This is a genomic window from Mesorhizobium sp. M0306, assembly GCF_040321655.1.
Classification (GTDB): Bacteria; Pseudomonadota; Alphaproteobacteria; order Rhizobiales; family Rhizobiaceae; genus Mesorhizobium.
In genome coordinates, this window is sequence record NZ_JAMYRY010000003.1 from 155,559 (window position 1) to 172,503 (window position 16,945).

13 protein-coding genes and 1 pseudogene are annotated in these 16,945 nt (G+C 63.7%); 8 read left to right on the plus strand and 6 right to left on the minus strand.

Annotation, left to right across the window (positions count from 1 at the left end; translation table 11 throughout):
• The first annotated feature begins 130 nt into the window (after positions 1-130).
• From NKI95_RS07640 to NKI95_RS07655, 4 genes and pseudogenes are all read left to right on the plus strand, one after another.
• On the plus strand, positions 131-1,564 hold the full coding sequence (locus tag NKI95_RS07640) for a glutamine synthetase family protein (RefSeq protein ID WP_352450926.1): 1,434 nt from the start codon (positions 131-133) through the stop codon (positions 1,562-1,564).
• A 49-nt stretch (positions 1,565-1,613) separates the two neighbouring features.
• A pseudogene (locus tag NKI95_RS07645) lies at positions 1,614-1,983 on the plus strand (four helix bundle protein).
• A gap of 58 nt (positions 1,984-2,041) precedes the next feature.
• Positions 2,042-3,328 carry an NAD(P)/FAD-dependent oxidoreductase gene (locus NKI95_RS07650; protein ID WP_352715510.1) on the plus strand — a complete coding sequence of 429 codons (1,287 nt, stop codon included), beginning with the start codon at positions 2,042-2,044 and terminating at the stop codon, positions 3,326-3,328.
• 169 nt (positions 3,329-3,497) lie between these two features.
• Positions 3,498-4,394 carry an SH3 domain-containing protein gene (locus tag NKI95_RS07655; protein ID WP_352715513.1) on the plus strand — a complete coding sequence of 299 codons (897 nt, stop codon included), beginning with the start codon at positions 3,498-3,500 and terminating at the stop codon, positions 4,392-4,394.
• A 63-nt stretch (positions 4,395-4,457) separates the two neighbouring features.
• Here the strand turns inward: NKI95_RS07655 and NKI95_RS07660 are convergent, their stop codons facing one another.
• Positions 4,458-5,219 carry an SDR family oxidoreductase gene (locus NKI95_RS07660; protein WP_352715515.1) on the minus strand — a complete coding sequence of 254 codons (762 nt, stop codon included), beginning with the start codon at positions 5,217-5,219 and terminating at the stop codon, positions 4,458-4,460.
• A 259-nt stretch (positions 5,220-5,478) separates the two neighbouring features.
• On the opposite strand from NKI95_RS07660, the gene zwf reads away from it, so the two are divergent.
• From zwf to edd, 3 genes are all read left to right on the plus strand, one after another.
• Entirely contained in the window at positions 5,479-6,948 is a 1,470-nt protein-coding gene (gene zwf, locus NKI95_RS07665; protein ID WP_352715518.1) for a glucose-6-phosphate dehydrogenase, read from the plus strand.
• Complete coding sequence (gene pgl, locus NKI95_RS07670) at positions 6,930-7,643, plus strand: 6-phosphogluconolactonase (protein ID WP_352715521.1); 714 nt, start codon at positions 6,930-6,932, stop codon at positions 7,641-7,643. The genes zwf and pgl overlap by 19 nt, the downstream gene beginning before the upstream one ends.
• A 69-nt stretch (positions 7,644-7,712) precedes the next feature.
• Positions 7,713-9,536 carry a phosphogluconate dehydratase gene (gene edd, locus NKI95_RS07675; protein WP_352715523.1) on the plus strand — a complete coding sequence of 608 codons (1,824 nt, stop codon included), beginning with the start codon at positions 7,713-7,715 and terminating at the stop codon, positions 9,534-9,536.
• A 39-nt stretch (positions 9,537-9,575) separates the two neighbouring features.
• On the opposite strand, the gene NKI95_RS07680 is transcribed toward edd, so the two are convergent.
• The 4 genes from NKI95_RS07680 to NKI95_RS07695 all read right to left on the minus strand — a co-directional run bounded on the left by NKI95_RS07680 (position 9,576) and on the right by NKI95_RS07695 (position 14,185).
• A complete protein-coding gene (locus tag NKI95_RS07680) occupies positions 9,576-11,243 on the minus strand; it encodes a vWA domain-containing protein (RefSeq protein ID WP_352715526.1) in 1,668 nt (555 codons plus the stop codon).
• Between the two features lie 120 nt (positions 11,244-11,363).
• Complete coding sequence (locus NKI95_RS07685; RefSeq protein WP_352464953.1) at positions 11,364-12,362, minus strand: GlxA family transcriptional regulator; 999 nt, start codon at positions 12,360-12,362, stop codon at positions 11,364-11,366.
• A gap of 16 nt (positions 12,363-12,378) precedes the next feature.
• On the minus strand, positions 12,379-13,278 hold the full coding sequence (folD, locus tag NKI95_RS07690) for a bifunctional methylenetetrahydrofolate dehydrogenase/methenyltetrahydrofolate cyclohydrolase FolD (protein WP_352715528.1): 900 nt from the start codon (positions 13,276-13,278) through the stop codon (positions 12,379-12,381).
• A gap of 208 nt (positions 13,279-13,486) precedes the next feature.
• Positions 13,487-14,185, minus strand: a complete 699-nt coding sequence (locus tag NKI95_RS07695; protein ID WP_352715531.1) for a hypothetical protein — start codon at positions 14,183-14,185, stop codon at positions 13,487-13,489.
• 229 nt (positions 14,186-14,414) lie between these two features.
• On the opposite strand from NKI95_RS07695, the gene proC reads away from it, so the two are divergent.
• Complete coding sequence (proC, locus tag NKI95_RS07700; protein ID WP_352715533.1) at positions 14,415-15,230, plus strand: pyrroline-5-carboxylate reductase; 816 nt, start codon at positions 14,415-14,417, stop codon at positions 15,228-15,230.
• A gap of 275 nt (positions 15,231-15,505) precedes the next feature.
• Here the strand turns inward: proC and NKI95_RS07705 are convergent, their stop codons facing one another.
• On the minus strand, positions 15,506-16,822 hold the full coding sequence (locus tag NKI95_RS07705; protein WP_352715535.1) for an NAD(P)H-dependent oxidoreductase: 1,317 nt from the start codon (positions 16,820-16,822) through the stop codon (positions 15,506-15,508).
• Positions 16,823-16,945 lie beyond the last annotated feature (123 nt).

The window sequence follows — 16,945 nt, forward strand, 5'->3', positions numbered from 1 at the left end:
TAGACCAGGAGGCTTTTATCCGGAAGTCGTTGTGTTCCCCCGGTTATCGAGGCGCACGCCAGCCGGCTCCCCTTCCCTTTCGTCGTCGGCAACGGCTATACTCCACAATCTGCAACAAATCTGGTGATTGATGCCGCCTGCCAAAAAGGAAGTCCGTCCGTCGAGCCGCGGAGGACGCGCCCGCACGCCTGCCTTCGTGAAAAACCAACGTGGCGTCAAGAACTGGAAGGAAGTCAGCGCCTGGCTGGAATGGCGCGGCATCGAAGATATCGAATGCATCACACCCGACCAGGCCGGGGTTGCGCGCGGCAAGATGATGCCATCGAAGAAGTTCACCTCCAACACCTCGCTGGCGCTGCCTTCGGCGGTGTTCATGACAACGATTTCCGGCGGCTATCCGGAGGACGGCAACGGCTTCCACTATCCGGAGGACGACGGCGACCTCAAGCTGATGCCTGACCTCTCGACGCTGACGGTGGTGCCGTGGGAGGAGGACCCTACCGCGGCGGTTATCTGCGACCTCGTCCACCAGGACGGCCGCTCGGTCGAGTTCACGCCGCGCAACGTGCTGAAGCGCGTGCTTGCCGCCTATGACAAGCGTGGGCTGAGACCGGTCGTGGCGCCCGAGATCGAGTTCTACCTGGTGCGCAAGAACCCCGATCCGGACTACCCGCTCACCCCGCCTGTCGGGCGCTCCGGGCGGCCGATCGGCGGCGGTGCCGGCTATTCGATCGCCGGGGTCAACGAATTCGACGAACTGATCGACGACATCTACCATTTCTCCGAAAGCCAGGGCCTGGAGATCGACACGCTGATCCACGAGGAGGGCGCCGGCCAGCTCGAAATCAATCTGCGTCACGGCGATCCGATCGAACTCGCCGACCAGGTGTTCATGTTCAAGCGCACCATCCGCGAAGCGGCGCTCAAGCACGAAATCTACGCCACGTTCATGGCCAAGCCGATCCAGGGGCAGCCCGGTTCGGCCATGCATATCCATCAGTCGATCATCGACAAGAAGACCGGCAAGAACGTCTTTTCGGCGGAGGACGGCTCGGAGACCGAGGCCTTCTTCCACTTCATCGGCGGCATGCAGAAACATGTGCCGAACGCGCTGGTGATGTTTGCGCCGTATGTCAATTCCTACCGGCGGCTGACGCAGTCGGCCTCGGCGCCGGTCAACAACAAATGGGGCTACGACAACCGCACCACGGCCTTCCGCGTGCCCCGCTCCGACCCGGCGGCGCGGCGCGTCGAAAACCGCATCCCGTCCTCGGACGCCAATCCCTATCTGGCGATGGCGGCATCGCTCGCCTGCGGGCTGATCGGCATGACCAACAAGATCCAGGCCGAGCCGCCGGTTCTGACGACCGCCAACGAGGACCAGATCGACCTGCCGCGCAGCCTGCTCGAAGCCGTCGACCTGTTCGAGGCAGACGAGGAACTCTGCGCGCTGCTCGGCAAGTCATTTGCCGCCACCTATGCGGCGATCAAGCGAGCGGAATTCGAGACCTTCATGGAAGTGATCAGCCCGTGGGAGAGGGAGTATTTGCTGCTGAACGTGTAGTAGGGGAGTAGGGGAGTAGGGGAGTAGGGGAGTAGGGGAGTAGGGACGAATGGCTGAGAAAACGGGTTCCTACAAGGATTTGATAGTCTGGCAGCAGGCAATGGACCTTGCTGTGGCCGTTTACGGCGCGACGAAATCATGGCCCAAGGAAGAACTTTATGGACTGACCAGCCAAGTGCGGCGCGCTGCAAGCTCAGTGCCGTCGAACATTGCGGAGGGATATGGCAGAGAGATCCGAGGTTCCTATCAACAATTTCTCCGTATCGCTCAAGGATCATTGAAGGAAACTGGAAACTCAGCTTCTGATCGCCGAGCGTACCGGCATCGCGCCGAAGGCGACCGCGGCTTCATTGTTGGCGAGTACCGAAAGCGTTGGGAAGCTTCTTCGACTTCTAATCCGCAAACTTTCACCCGACTAGCTTACCTACTCCCCTACTCCCCTACTCCCCTACTCCCCTACTCCCCTAGCCGAGCATCATGACTTACCAATCCCCAATCTCCCCCGGCCGCTCCTGGTACGAAGACACGGCCGGACCAAGGCCCGAATATCCGGCGCTCGACGGCGACCGGACATGCGATGTGGTGATTGTCGGCGGCGGCTTTACCGGCCTGTCGGCGGCGGCTCATCTCGCCAAGACAGGCGCGAATGTCGTGCTGATCGAAACCCATCGTTTCGGTGACGGCGCATCGGGCCGCAATGGTGGCCAGCTCGGCACCGGACAACGGGCCTGGGCAGAGGAGCTGGAAGCGGAGTACGGCTTTTCCCGCGCCAAGGCGCTGTTCGACCTCGCCGAAGAGGCCAAAGCGCATCTGCTCGATTTCGCCGCAATGCACCAGATCGAGATCGACTATATGCCCGGCCAGATGTCGGTGGCGCACAAGAAGCGCTATGTCGACGACTACAAGGCGCATGCCGAGATCATGGCGAGCCGCTTCGGCTATCCGCACATCTCATTCATGGATGCCGCGGAGACAGCCGAGCGGCTGGGCTCGACGCATTATTTCGGCGGCACCCGCGACACCGGCACCGGCCATATCCATCCGCTGAAACTGGTGATCGGCACCGCAAAAGTCGCGGCACAGGCCGGCGCAAAGCTATTCGAGCAGACGCCGTCGACCGGCATTACCTCCGGCGGCGGCAAGGTCAGGGTTGCGACGCCGAAGGGCACGATCACCGCCGCTAAATGCCTGATCGGGGTCAATGCCTACGGCGGCGCGCTCGAACCGGTGAGTGCCTCGCATATCATGCCGATCGGCTCGTTCATCGGCGCGACGGTACCGCTGGGAGCCGATTCCAAAGTGTTGCCGGATGGCGAGGCGGTCGACGATTCGCGCTTCGTCGTGCGCTATTTCCGGAAATCGAAGGATGGGCGGCTGCTGTTTGGCGGGCGCGAGATCTACGCTGTCAACGATCCCAAGGACATCCACATCCACATCCGCCGGCAGATCGCCGAGATCTATCCCTCATTGAAGGACGTCGAGATCACCCATGGCTGGGGCGGCTACGTCGGCATCACCGTGCCGAGAAAGCCGTTCGTGCGCGAAGTGATGCCCAATGTGATCTCGGTCGGCGGTTATTCCGGCCACGGCGTCATGCTGTCGAACTTTTTCGGCAAGCTTTATGCCGAGACGGTCGCCGGCAACCGCGATCGGCTGAAGCTGATCGAGGATTTGAAGATTCCATCCTTCCCCGGCGGCCGGCGTTTGCGCGCGCCACTGCTCTTTCTCGCGCTCAACTGGTACGCGTTGCGGGACAGGATTTAACCAGACGTTGCAGAATCCTTAACTGGGACGCAGAATTCCGGCCAAGGGCGCAGTGATGCCACAATCGCGGGCGAAAGATGATGCTCGTGGGCAGCTGAACGGGGAATTTTTGCGGGCCTGCCCGCTTTTGGTTTGGGACCGATGCCGATCGAAATGCCGGCTCTCCGGCATGGATCGTAAGAACATCGGCCCGCAAATGGAGGTGGCAAGAGTGAGAGAGCCCTTCAGTTTCGGCGCGCCGGAACGACGGCGCCTTGCGATGCAATTCGGTTATGATATGCGGCCGACATTCTGGCACGGGGTCCGGTCGAACGCGCATCTGGTAATAGCCGCGCTTGGCACGACAGCACTGCTCGGCGTCGCCGCAGTGGCACTGTGGCTGGCCTTGCCGGCCAATGAGCGGCAGGCGGCGGCGAGCCCTGAGCAGATCGTTCCGACCATTCCGGTCAAGACGACGAAGATCATGCCTGCCAAGGTCGCCGCGGCGCCGCGGACGACGGGCAAGGCCGATGCGGTTTCCCCGGCAGTGGCCGCGGCGGCAGCCGAGATACCGGCGCTCGCTCCCAACGATCCCCGCTGGACGGGGCCAAAGACGGCATCGGCCGCCGCCACCGAAGCATCCGACCAGCTGGCAAGCCAGACCGAGCAGGCGGCCGATAAATCGTCTGCTTCGGTGGCATTCGCCGACCCGGCAGCGAAACCCGACGCTGCGGCTTTGTTTGCCAAGGTGGCGGCTCCCGGAAGCTCGACGAAAAACACCGGGCCCGACGGCGCGCAGACCGCCGCCATCCCCACGCCCAACCCGCAATTGCCGGCAGCGCAGTCCGCGAGTGAGGACGACAATGGCAGCACCAAGGCAAAATCCGGAAAAGCCAATACCGCGGGTACCGGACGCATCCTGAGGTCCGTCACAATGCGCACCGGCCCAAAAAAGAATGCGGCCGCCATTCTCACCGTGCCGGCCAAGACCTCGGTGCAAGTGATGAGCTGCAAGCAATGGTGCCAGATCGTCTACAACGGCAAGCGCGGCTGGGTCTACAAGAGCTACGTCAAAACCGGGGCGTAGGGCCGGCAGAGCGATTGCGGGTCGCTCGCCATCAGCCAGTCCTCCGCCGGATGACCGGACCGTTCAAATACAACGCCCGCCGTCGACTTCCAGCGCCACGCCGGTGATAAAAGCCGCCTCGTCCGAAGCGAGCCAAAGCGCGGCATTGGCTATGTCGAGCGGCGTCGAAAGCCGGCCGAGCGGGATCGACGCGCGGAACTTCTCGCGGATCTCGGGTGTGTCGGCGCCCATGAATTTCGCGAGCATGCCGGTCTCGCCGGCAACCGGGCAGAGGCAGTTGACACGGATATTCTTCGGCGCGAGTTCCACCGCCATCGATTTGGTCGCGGTGATCGCCCAGCCCTTCGATGCATTGTACCAGGTGAGGCCAGGCCGCGGCCTGATACCGGCCGTGGAGGCCGTCGTCAGGATGACGCCGCCGCCTTGCCGCTCCATCACCGGCACCACGGCAAGTGCTGCGTGGTAGATCGCCTTCATGTTGACTGAAATGATCAGATCGAAGGTCGCCTCGTCGACATCCAGCATGTCACCGTTGCGATGGGTAAAACCGGCGTTGTTGACCATGATGTCGATGCGGCCGAAGGCGCCCATTGCAGCATTGACCATGTCGTCGAATTCGGACCGCAGCGAGACGTCGGTCTGGGTCCAGATCGCCTTTTCGCCGATCTCGCCGGCAACGCGCTCTGCGCCCTTGGCGTTCAGATCGGCGACAACTACCCGCGCGCCCTCCTCGGCAAAGCGCCTGGCCATGCCCTCGCCAAAGCCTGAGGCAGCGCCGGTGATGATGGCGACCTTGTTTTTGAGGCGCAAGCTTTTCTCACTCATCGTTGAAGACGATCGAAAACGCGTTTGGCCATGGCCATCGAAAGATGTGTGTCCATTGCCGATTTCTCCTTTGGCTTTCGCCTTGATCCCGCTCTATGCTGCACCTGCGAACGCTCCCGGAAGCATCGCTTGCCGACAAGCCTCCGGCTAGCGCCGGTGTCAAGAGCACACGCGGATGTGACGCAATGGCACTGGCAAGTTTAAATCGATTAGATTATATCAGCCGCGTTATCGCGACCGGCGTCAGAGCGGACAGACCATGACCAGCCAGATCATCCCCGTCGATCCTTTCGACTTCATCATTTTCGGCGGCACCGGCGATCTGTCGGAACGCAAGCTTCTGCCGTCGCTGTACCACCGGCAGCGCGACCACCAGTTTTCTGAGCCGACGCGCATCATCGGCACATCACGTTCGAAGATGACCGACGAGGAATTCCAGTCTTTCGCCAGGCAGGCGATTGCCGATCATGTGAAACCGGAAGATATCGACGCCACGGAACTGAAGACGTTCCTCGCGCGGCTCTCCTATATCCCGGCAGATGCAACAACTGGTGCCGGCTTCGACAGGCTGAGGGAGGCGATTGGCAACAGCGAACACATCCGCGCTTTCTATCTGGCAGTGGCACCGGCGCTGTTCGGCGACATCTCGCACAAGCTGAAGGAGCACGGGCTGATCACGCCGAATTCGCGCATCGTGCTGGAAAAGCCGATCGGCCGCGATCTCGTTTCGGCGCGCGCGCTCAACGATCTGGTCGGCGACGACTTCCATGAAAGCCAGATTTTCCGCATCGACCACTATCTCGGCAAGGAGACGGTTCAGAATTTGATGGCGCTGCGCTTTGCCAACGCGCTCTACGAGCCGCTTTGGAATTCCGCCAATGTCGATCATGTGCAGATCACCGTGGCCGAGACAGTCGGCCTGGAAGACCGCGTCACCTATTACGACAAGGCCGGCGCATTGCGCGACATGGTGCAGAACCACATGCTGCAACTGCTCTGCCTCGTCGCCATGGAGGCGCCGTCGTCGATGGACGCCGATGCCGTCCGTGACGAAAAGCTGAAGGTGCTGCGGGCGCTGAAACGCATCAACGGCAACGAAGCGCCGAAGCACACGGTGCGCGGGCAATACCGTGCCGGCGCCTCGGCCGGCGGGCCGGTGAAAGGCTATGTCGAGGAGCTCGGCAAGAACAGCAACACCGAGACCTTCGTTGCGCTGAAGGCCGAAATCGGCAACTGGCGCTGGGCGGGCGTGCCGTTCTATCTCCGGACCGGCAAGCGGCTGGCGACGCGCGTTTCGGAGATCGTCATCGAATTCAAGCCAATCCCGCATTCGATCTTCGGCGAGAGCGCCGGGCCGATTTCCGCCAACCAACTGGTCATCAGGCTGCAGCCCGACGAAGGCGTCAAGCAGTTCATCATGATCAAGGATCCGGGGCCGGGCGGCATGCGGCTGCGCCAGATTCCGCTCGACATGAGTTTTGCGCAATCCTTCGACGGCCGCGCCCCCGATGCCTATGAGCGGCTGATCATGGACGTCATCCGTGGCAACCAGACGCTGTTCATGCGCCGCGACGAGGTCGAGGCGGCGTGGAAATGGATCGACCCGATCCAGGACGCCTGGGAAAGCGGAAGGCAAGAGGCGCAAGGCTACACCGCCGGCACATGGGGCCCCTCGGCCTCGATTGCGCTGATCGAACGCGACGGGCGGACATGGCACGAGAGCAATTAGGCGGCGCCTACAACTGGCACGAATTTGCCGGACGCCAGGAGTTGGCGACAGCGCTTGCCGGCCACGTCGCCGGTTGCCTGTCAAAGGCGATCGCCGAGCGCGGCACGGCACTGCTTGCGGTCTCGGGCGGCACGACGCCGGCGAAATTCTTCGCGGCGCTTTCGACCGTTCCGATCGCCTGGGAAAAGGTGACGATAACATTGGTCGACGAGCGCTTCGTGCCGCCCTCATCGCCGCGCTCCAATGCCGGCCTGGTTGCCGCCAACCTGCTGCAGAACGCGGCCGCCGCCGCGAATTTCGTGCCGCTCTACCACGCCGCGGCAACTATCGAGGGCGCAGCGGTCTCCGACAGTGAGGCGCTGCAAGCGGTGCCCTGGCCACTCGACGTCATTGTGCTCGGCATGGGAACTGATGGCCACACCGCCTCGTTCTTTCCGGATGCCGACAACCTGGCAAGATTGCTCGATCCGTCGTCGCAAAGGATCGTGCTGCCGGTTCACGCGGCAAGCGCCGGCGAGCCACGGCTGACGCTGTCACTGGCGCGGATCATCAATGCCGCCTTCATCGCGCTGCATATCGAGGGCGCGGAAAAACGCACCGCATTCGAGGCCGCGCTTGGAGCTGGAGCACGAAAGCCCATTCGCGCCGTGCTCGATGCCACTCAAAAGCCCGTAGAGGTTTTCTGGGCACCCTGATCTCAACTTGGCTGCAGGTCCCGGCAACAGCCGGAAGTTGCGGGACCTCGCCTGAAAGGACCGACCGCCATGACCGCAAGACGCGACATCGAAGCCATCACCCAGCGCATCCGTGAGCGCTCCAAACCCGGTCGCGAGGCCTATCTCGGCCGCATCGCCGAAGCCTCGAACCGCACCGCCAACCGGGCCGTGCTGTCCTGCGGCAACCTGGCTCATGGCTTTGCCGTGTGCAGTCCATCCGAAAAGGTGGCGCTTGGCGGCGACCGGGTGCCGAATCTCGGCATTATCACCTCCTATAACGACATGCTGTCGGCGCATCAGCCTTTCGAGACGTTTCCGGCGCTGATCAAGGACGCGGCGCGCGAGGCCGGCGGCATCGCCCAGGTGGCCGGCGGCGTGCCGGCGATGTGCGACGGCGTCACCCAGGGCCAACCCGGAATGGAGCTGTCGCTGTTTTCGCGCGACGTGATCGCCATGGCCGCGGCGATCGGCCTGTCCCACAACATGTTCGACGCCGCCGTCTATCTCGGCGTCTGCGACAAGATCGTGCCGGGGCTAGTGATCGCGGCGCTGACCTTCGGCCACCTGCCGGCCGTGTTCATTCCGGCCGGGCCGATGACGACCGGCATTCCGAACGACGAAAAGGCCAAGATCCGCCAGCTCTATGCCGAGGGCAAGGCAGGGCGCGCCGAACTGCTCGAAGCCGAATCAAAATCCTATCACGGGCCGGGAACCTGCACTTTTTACGGCACGGCCAATTCCAACCAGATGCTGATGGAGATCATGGGCCTGCACACGCCTGGTGCCTCGTTCGTCAATCCGGGCACACCACTGCGCGACGCGCTGACCAGGGAAGCGACCAAGCGGGCACTGGCGATCACCGCGCTCGGCAACGCCTACACGCCGGTCGGGCGGATGATCGACGAGCGCTCGATCGTCAACGGCATCGTCGGCCTGCACGCCACCGGCGGTTCGACCAATCACACCATCCATTTGATCGCCATGGCGGCGGCGGCCGGCATCGCCATTACCTGGCAGGATATTTCCGACATCTCGGAAGCGGTGCCGCTGCTGGCGCGGGTCTATCCGAACGGCCTTGCCGATGTGAACCACTTCCACGCCGCTGGCGGGCTCGGCTTCCTGATCCGCGAACTGCTCGACGCAGGCATCCTGCACGAGGATGTGCAGACAGTGTGGGGCGAAGGGCTGCGCCCCTACGCGGTCGAGGCCAAGCTCGGCGCCGACGGCGGCGTTCTGCGCGAGGCATCGCCGCGCGAGAGCGGCGACGAGAAGGTGCTGGCGCCGTTCAAGAAGGCCTTCCAGCCGAGCGGCGGGCTGAAAGTGCTTTCAGGCAATCTCGGCCACGCCGTCATCAAGACATCCGCGGTCAAGCCGGAGCGGCGCATCATCGAGGCGCCGGCCAAGGTGTTCGACAGCCAGCAAGGGCTGAACGAGGCGTTCAAGGCGGGGTCGCTGACCGGCGACTTCATCGCCGTCATTCGTTTCCAGGGTCCGAAGGCCAACGGCATGCCGGAATTGCACAGGCTGACCACCGTGCTCGGCATCCTGCAGGACCGCGGCCAGCATGTGGCGCTGGTCACCGACGGCCGCATGTCAGGCGCTTCAGGCAAGGTGCCGGCGGCGATCCACGTGACGCCGGAAGCGGCGGAGGACGGGCCGATCGCCAGGATCCATGACGGCGATATCATCAGGCTCGATGCGGAGGCCGGAACGCTCGAAGTACTGGTGCCGGCCGGAGACTTTGCCCTGCGCCGGCCCGCGGACAGCGACCTCATAGGCAATGAATTCGGCTTCGGCCGCGAGCTTTTCGCCGGGTTCCGGCAGTTGGTAGGCCGCGCCGACCATGGCGCCAGCGCCTTCGGTACGGCGTGACTTTTTCGGAGAGCGGCCGATCGCTGCTCTCCCTTAGATCTATTGAACCGTGAGCTCGGCTCGCGCGCCGGCCCTGACAGTTACCGTGCCTTCTTTCGAGCTGTTGTCCGATTTCTCCGAAACCACCGCGTAGTCGCCGGCCGACAGGGTGGCTTCATACTTCTGGTCATAGGCGTAGCCGACCGACTTGCGGGTTCCGTCGATGTTCTTCCTGGCCTCGAATATCTCGATCTTCGAGGCCCCTGGCGCGGTAATCGTCAGCATGCCGGCGTTCATCGCGATCTTCAGATCCTGATGGTCGCCAACCTTGACGCTGAACGGCTGCTCGGCCACCGCAAGGTCGACCGTCGCGACCATTACATAATCGTCGGGCGGCAGATCGAACTTGCTGTCCGGACCGTAGGCATAAGTCACCTCCTGCCTGATTCCGTCGACGTTCTTTTTCGCCTGGAGCACCTTGAAGCCGACGCCCGAACCCTCGGCCTTGTCGCCGCCGGCAGCATAATAGGCGTTGGCGACGATACGCCCGACGCCGACGATGATGTCCTTGTCGATGACCCTGCCGGCGGCAAGCGGGATCGTCTCGGTAACCATGCCCTGGCCGATCGTGACCGTCACCTTCTCGTCACCGGCCGGCAGCACGACTTTCGTGTCGCCGTAATAGGTCGGCGGGGTGTCGACGCCCGGATAGCCGACTACGACAGCCGCGCCGCCGTCAACGTCCGCTCCTTCACTTGGCCTGGGGTGGATGACCAGCGTGCCGGCATTCAGGTTGAAGTGCGGCTTGGCGACCTGGCCAGGCTCGATCTTGATCTTCTGTTCGGCCCTGGCCTCGCCGGCGCGTGCGACGACGATATAGTCGCCCGGCTCCAGATGGCCCTTGTAGGCGCCATATTCGGTGGCGACGGGATCGCCGCGCGCGCCGTCGGAATTCGCCTTGTAGATCTCCCAGGCATTGCCGTCGGTGACGGGATCGCCACCCTCGGCAAGCACGACGGTGGGCACGAAATTGGACTCCGCCGGCTGGTCGGGCGCCGGCTGGAGAACAGGCTGCGGGGCGGGAGCCGGTTCAGGGGCGGGTGGCGGAGGCGCGACGGTCTCGACGAGGGCGTCCTGCAATGCCTTTTCATCCGACGCTTCGAGATATTTGCCGCCGGTGTTGTCGGCGAGGCAAGCGACCTGCTTGCCTTCGGCAGCCGTCAAGCCGAAGCCGACGACATTGACGGTGAAGTCGATGCCGGCAGCCTCCAGTTCCTTGCCGAGCGCACAGGGGTCGCCGTTGCATGTCTCGATGCCATCGGTGATGAGCACGACCGTCGCCTTGTCCTCGGTGTATTTCAACACCTCCGCCGCTTGCTTGACCGCGGCGGTCAGCGGCGTCTTGCCCTGAAATTTCAGACTGTCGGCCGCGGCTGAGATCGCACTTGCCGAGCCTGCCTGCGGCGGCACGATGAGTTCGATGTCGTCGCAACTGGCCTTCTCGCGATGGCCATAGGCCATGAGGCCGATTTCCTCGTCGGCCGGGACCGATTGCAGCACGTTCCGCAGCGATTGACGGGCGATTTCGAGCTTGGGCTTGCCGTCGATCTGCGCCCACATCGAGCCGGAGGCATCGAGAATGACGATGACGCGATCGGCGGCGAAGCCGAACCCCGTCATCCACAGCAGCAGGGCCGCCACAGCGGCGCTCCGCACAAATCCGGCCATCAATATCTCCCCCTCGGTCGCCGCCGCTCGGCGCCGCTCGGCGCCGGAAAGCTATTTGACGCTGCGTCGCGACACAAGCCCGGGCGGAGCATGAAGCTGCGCCGCCTCTGTGCAAAACCCTCAATAGGTCGTGCGGCGTTCCTCGGAAGGCGGCCGGCCGAATTGCAGCCGGTAGCTCTGGGCAAAATAGGAATGCGAGGTGAAGCCGGTGGCGATTGCCACGTCGAGGATCGGCATGTTGGTCTGGCGCAGCAATTCGCGCGCCCGCTCGAGCCTAAGCCGCATATAATAGCGCCCGGGCGTCACGCTGAGATGGCGCAGGAACAGGCGCTCGACCTGGCGCACTGACAGGCCCGCCGACTTGGCGAGCTGCACCGCCGACAGCGGCTCGTCGAGATGGTCGGCCATCAGCTCGACGATGCGCCGCAGCTTTTCTGACTTGCCGGTCAGATCGCGCTCCGGGCCGACGCGCTGGCGGTCACCGGCCGAGCGGATGCGCTCATGCTGGAACTGGTTGGCGACGCCATTGGCGAGGCTCGAGCCGAAATCGCCGCGCACGATCTCCAGCATCAGGTCGATCGAGGTGGTGCCGCCGGCGCAGGTGTAGCGCTTACGGTCGATCTCGAAGACGTTGCCGGTGCAGTTGATCTCCGGAAAGCGTTCGAGGAAACCGGCGCGGTTTTCCCAATGGATGGTGCAGCGATAGCCATCGAGCTGCCCTGCCTCGGCAAGCAGATAGGAGCCGACCGAAAGCGCGCCGAGCGCATTGCCGCGCCGGCCCCAGCTGCGCAGCGCCGCCAGCACCTTGCTCTTGCCGGGAAATTCCGTCGTCAGCCCGACCGAGACGAACAGGATATCGACCGGCGGCAGATCGGCGACGGCATAGTCGATCTTGAGCGGCAGGCCGTTGGAGGCCATGACGGCATCGCCGTCGGCCGACACCGTCGTCCAGCCATAGAAATCGCGGCCGAGCAGCCGGTTCGCCGACCGGAACGTGTCGATTGCCGCGGCCAGCGAGAACATGGAGAACTTGTCGACCAGCAGAAACCCGAACTGTCGGCCGCCCTGAACGGGATCATTGGTGACCGGCCGCTCTAAGGGAACAGTGAGGTTCGGCAAGGACGCTGCTCTCTGGTCAGAAGGAAGGCCGTTTCAACCCGGCTGCGAGGTAGGCGGAAGCTAACGTGTTGGCCATCAGCATGGCAATGGTCATCGGCCCCACGCCGCCAGGCACCGGCGTGATGGCGCCGGCCGCCTTCGCTGCTTCGGCAAAGGCGACGTCGCCGACGAGGCGCGTCTTGCCTTCGCCCTTTTCAGGTGCGGCGATGCGGTTGATGCCGACATCGATGACGGTGGCGCCAGGCTTGACCCAGTCGCCGCTGACCATTTCAGGCCGGCCGACGGCTGCAACCAGAATATCGGCGGTGCGGGCAAGCGCCGGCAGGTCCCTGGTGCGGCTGTGTGCGATGGTCACAGTGCAGTTGGCGGCAAGCAGAAGATTGGCCATCGGTTTGCCGACGATGTTCGAACGCCCGACGACGACCGCATTGAGACCGGACAGGTCCTTGCCACGCACCCGTTCGATCAGCAGCATCGAGCCGGCCGGCGTGCAAGGCACGAAGGCGGTCTCGAGTTCGCCGGTGCCGAGCTTGCCGACATTGATGAAGTGGAAGCCGTCGACATCCTTCTCCGGCGCGATGGTCTGGATGATCTTGCCGGAATCGATATGGCCGGGAAGCGGAAGCTGCACCAGGATGCCGTTGATGGCCGGATCGGTGTTGAGCTGGCCGATGATCTTCAACAGGTCCGGCTCGGAGGTTTCGGCCGGCAGCGTGTGCTGAACCGAATGGAAGCCGCATTCCTTGGCGGTGCGGGATTTGGAGGCGACATAGACCTGGCTCGCCGGATCCTCGCCGACGATGACCACCGCGAGACCGGGCTGCCGCCCGCCCTTTTCCGCCAGTTCGGCGGTCAGGGTCTTGACCCGCCGCACCACGTCTTCGGCGACGCTTTTTCCGTCAATCAACTCAGCCATGAACCACCCTCGACGCCTATCGCCTAAGCCTGCCGCGCTAAAGCATCCATGCGGCGTGCTCCAGATATCTTTATGCATGTCGTTGCCCAGAACCGTGCGCTGGCGGGCGGACATGCAGCGCGGCATTTTCACGAAAATCGAGCCTGGCAATCCCGTCAATGCGCCGTCCCATGCCGTTAACTCGAAACCGGCATGTTTTATTCGACGCTCAGAAATAGCGGCGGCGCGTGCGGTTTTCGGTGAGCTCGCGAACCGCCTCGCGAAATTCACGCAGGCTGGCGCGGATTTCCTCGATCTGGCATTGCTGATCGGCGGCTTCCGAAGCCTGATTTGCTGCCTTCGACCAGGCCTGAGCATGAGCCGAATGCGGCGGCGTGGGTTGCTGCGGGTAAGGTGCCTGTCCGGCATAGAGCGGCTGCGGGTAGAAGGCAGGCGGCATCGCTGCGCTGGAATTTGTGGCGGCGGAAGTCTCGCCGGACGCCATCTCCTCCGGCGCTCTGCCGGGAATGAGCCTGCTCAGCGCCGACAACACTACGCCGATCGGACCCGCACGCGCGGCCCGGTACGCTTTGTCCTCGGCGGAACCGGCATCGGGGCCGCCAACAGAGCCAGCGGGGTCGAAAACTACATCGGCAGCTGCAGCGTCTTCCATCAGCATGGTGCCGGCCTTTGGCTCATCAGGATGGGGCTGGCTTATGCCGGCGGCTGCCAACAGGATCGGGCTGGCACGCGCTTCCCGGCGCGAGCGGGCGAGACGATGGCGTGTGGCGGCATCCTCGCGCCATGACGGGCCTGCACGGTCCTCTAGCGAAACCAGCGACGCTTCGTCCCCGTCGCGCGCTGCCTCGACGAACGACAGCAGGGACTGCTCGTTCCTCCAGTGTTCACGATTATTTCTATAAGCCATGGTTTCTGGAGCTTTCCCCTCGGGCTGGGACGTAGCGACCGCCACTGGTTAAGCGATGCTAAACAGGCATAGGAAACAAAAGGTTAATTTGGTCGCCGCGCGGCTGTGCGACTACATGTTCATCCCAACAACCGCAAGGTCCGGGTTTCCGCCTGATCACGGTCCCAACAGGGCTTCCCCGCCCTGCCGCGAACGTCTATGGGGAAGCCATCTCTATGGGAGGCTTTCGATGACGATCAGGCTTGTTCTCGCCGGTTGCGGCAATATGGGCTACGCCATGCTCTCGGGCTGGCTGAAAGCCGGCAAGCTCGCTCCGGCTGCGGTATTCGTGGTCGAGCCGAATGCCGAGTTGCGTAGGCGTGCCGAAGCGCTGGGCTGCTCTGCTGCCGCGGATGCCGGTGCCATCCCGGCGGACGCCGTGCCCGCCCTCGTCGTCCTTGCGGTCAAGCCACAGGTCATCCGCGACGTGACCGCCGGCTACATCCGCTTCAACGATGGCCGAACCACTTTCCTCAGCATCGCCGCCGGGACGCCGGTCGCCACGTTCGAAGGCATTCTCGGCGACCGCGCACCGATCGTGCGCTGCATGCCCAACACGCCGGCGGCGATCGGCAAGGGCATGATGGTGGTGTTTTCCAACAGGCTGGTTTCCGAGGACACCAAACGCCTTGTCGCCGACCTGCTTTCGGCGAGCGGGCAAGTGGCCGACATTGACGACGAGGGCCTGATGGACGCGGTGACGGCAGTCTCCGGATCGGGGCCGGCCTATATCTTCCACTTCATCGAAGCGCTGACGGTGGCCGCCGAGAAGACTGGCCTGCCGACCAGGACTGCCAAGCTCTTGGCAATGCAGACGGTCTACGGCGCCGCCTCGCTGGCCGCCGAAAGCGGCGAGGAGCCGGGCGTGCTCAGACAACAGGTGACCAGCCCCAACGGCACGACGGCTGCCGCGCTTGCCGTGCTGATGGGCGAGAACCGGCTGACGCAACTGCTCACCGAGGCGGTGGAAGCGGCGCGGCTGCGGTCGATAGAGCTGGGGAAATAGGGCTTTTGGGGGAGCCGGTCGGCGGCGATGGTCTGCCGTGCGTTTCAGCGGCAATAGCAAACGCTCTGTAGCGATCCTTCGCGCCCCCCTCTGTCCTGCCGGACATCTCCCACACGAGGGGGGAGATTGGCAGTTTGGGCGCTCCGCTCACGAACTGCGATGTTGGAGATTGGCGAAAGCCGGCGTGACGTCCGATCTCCCCCCATGTGGGGGGAGATGTCCGGCAGGACAGAGAGGGGCGCTGTCCCGCCGACGTCAAAGTTTCTGCGATGCACCTACCCCGCCCCATACAGCATCTCGTCCTGCAGCCGGCGCAAGGCGAACAGCCTGGTCGTCGGGTCGGGCGCGGCATTGTCGGCGGTGAGCAATTCGCCTTTCCTCACCGGTTTCAGCACCTTGCCGCCTTCGAGCAGACCGACCGGCACGGCGCGATGCGCGCGGGTCTGTTCGACCGTCATGGTCCAGGAGCGGTAGCAGGTCTCGCCGATCGCGTCGAAGATCTCGCCTGCCGCCAGATCGCGCTTGGCCACGGCGCAGACCTCGGCCACCGGCCGCGGCAGCGGCACCATGTCGGGCTTGCCGTAGAGCGCGATGCGAGCGGCCGTCAGCGGCACTTCAAGCGAGGTCAGATGGTAGGGCCTGAAGAAGCTGTAATAGGGGCCATGACCGATATGCAGATCGTCCATGCGCTCGATGATGCGCGGATGCGTCGCCTCGACGATGACGAAGACGCCGGGCGCCACGCCCTTGCCGACGGTGTAGTCGACGACGCCCTTCTTCAACAGGATGCCGCCATGCTCGCGCGGGATGAGCACCTTGACCAGCTCGTCACGGTCGGCCTTGGGGCCGTGCATGCCGGGAACGTCCGGTACCAGCCCGGTGGCGTTTGCGATGGCGCACATCTCGACCATGGTCTTGGAGCCGTCGACGAACTCGACCAGCATGCGCGGATTCATGTTGCGGCGCAGCGCTTCCGAGCGGTAGTCGTCGGGAACGGCGTCGTGGTTGAGCGGGTTGTTCTTGCCCTTGCCGGCGGAGATGATGGTGTAGCCGAGCGCCGAGGCGAACTCGATCAGCTCCATGCAGCTCGACGGTTCGTCGCCGGCGCCGACCGAATAGACGACGCCGAGCCGGTCCGCCTGCTGCTTCAGATAGCAGCCGATGGTGACATCGGCCTCGACATTCATCATCACCAGATGCTTGCCGTGCTGCATCGCCATCAGGTCGAAATCGGCGGCGACGCCGGGCTTGCCGGTGGCGTCGATGACGACATCGATGAGCGGATTGGTGACCAGCATTTCGTTCGAGGTGATGGCGATCTTGCCACTTTCGATCGCCTGGCTGACCTTCGTAGCGCTGTCCGCTTCGGCTGCCATCGCCTCGTCGCCATAAGCAATGCGGATAGCGTCACGCGCCGTATGCGGGCGGCGGGTCGAGATCGCGCAAATCGAAATGCCCGGCATCAGCATGCCTTGCGTCACCAGGTCGGTGCCCATCTCGCCCGAACCGATAACGCCGATGCGCACCGGGCGGCCTTCCGCGGCACGCTTGGCAAGATCGCGGGCAAGCCCGGTCAATGCGACATTGGTCATACTGGAAACGTCCACTGCTTTTTGATTTGAAGCGGGAATAGCAGGGAACGGCAACCCATTGCCAATCGAAACCGGCCGCGGCGGTCTTTTCTTGCGCGTGACCCCGGAAACCAGAATTGTTCC

Excerpts from the sequence above, each read along its gene's own strand:
- NKI95_RS07650 (WP_352715510.1), top strand. The coding sequence starts at position 2,042 with ATGACTTACCAATCCCCAATCTCCCCCGGCCGCTCCTGGTACGAAGAC.
- pgl (WP_352715521.1), top strand. The coding sequence starts at position 6,930 with ATGGCACGAGAGCAATTAGGCGGCGCCTACAACTGGCACGAATTTGCC.
- NKI95_RS07705 (WP_352715535.1), bottom strand. The coding sequence starts at position 16,822 with ATGACCAATGTCGCATTGACCGGGCTTGCCCGCGATCTTGCCAAGCGT.
- folD (WP_352715528.1), bottom strand. The coding sequence starts at position 13,278 with ATGGCTGAGTTGATTGACGGAAAAAGCGTCGCCGAAGACGTGGTGCGG.
- NKI95_RS07680 (WP_352715526.1), bottom strand. The coding sequence starts at position 11,243 with ATGGCCGGATTTGTGCGGAGCGCCGCTGTGGCGGCCCTGCTGCTGTGG.
- NKI95_RS07695 (WP_352715531.1), bottom strand. The coding sequence starts at position 14,185 with ATGGCTTATAGAAATAATCGTGAACACTGGAGGAACGAGCAGTCCCTG.
- NKI95_RS07655 (WP_352715513.1), top strand. The coding sequence starts at position 3,498 with ATGGATCGTAAGAACATCGGCCCGCAAATGGAGGTGGCAAGAGTGAGA.
- NKI95_RS07640 (WP_352450926.1), top strand. The coding sequence starts at position 131 with ATGCCGCCTGCCAAAAAGGAAGTCCGTCCGTCGAGCCGCGGAGGACGC.
- proC (WP_352715533.1), top strand. The coding sequence starts at position 14,415 with ATGACGATCAGGCTTGTTCTCGCCGGTTGCGGCAATATGGGCTACGCC.
- edd (WP_352715523.1), top strand. The coding sequence starts at position 7,713 with ATGACCGCAAGACGCGACATCGAAGCCATCACCCAGCGCATCCGTGAG.
- zwf (WP_352715518.1), top strand. The coding sequence starts at position 5,479 with ATGACCAGCCAGATCATCCCCGTCGATCCTTTCGACTTCATCATTTTC.
- NKI95_RS07660 (WP_352715515.1), bottom strand. The coding sequence starts at position 5,219 with ATGAGTGAGAAAAGCTTGCGCCTCAAAAACAAGGTCGCCATCATCACC.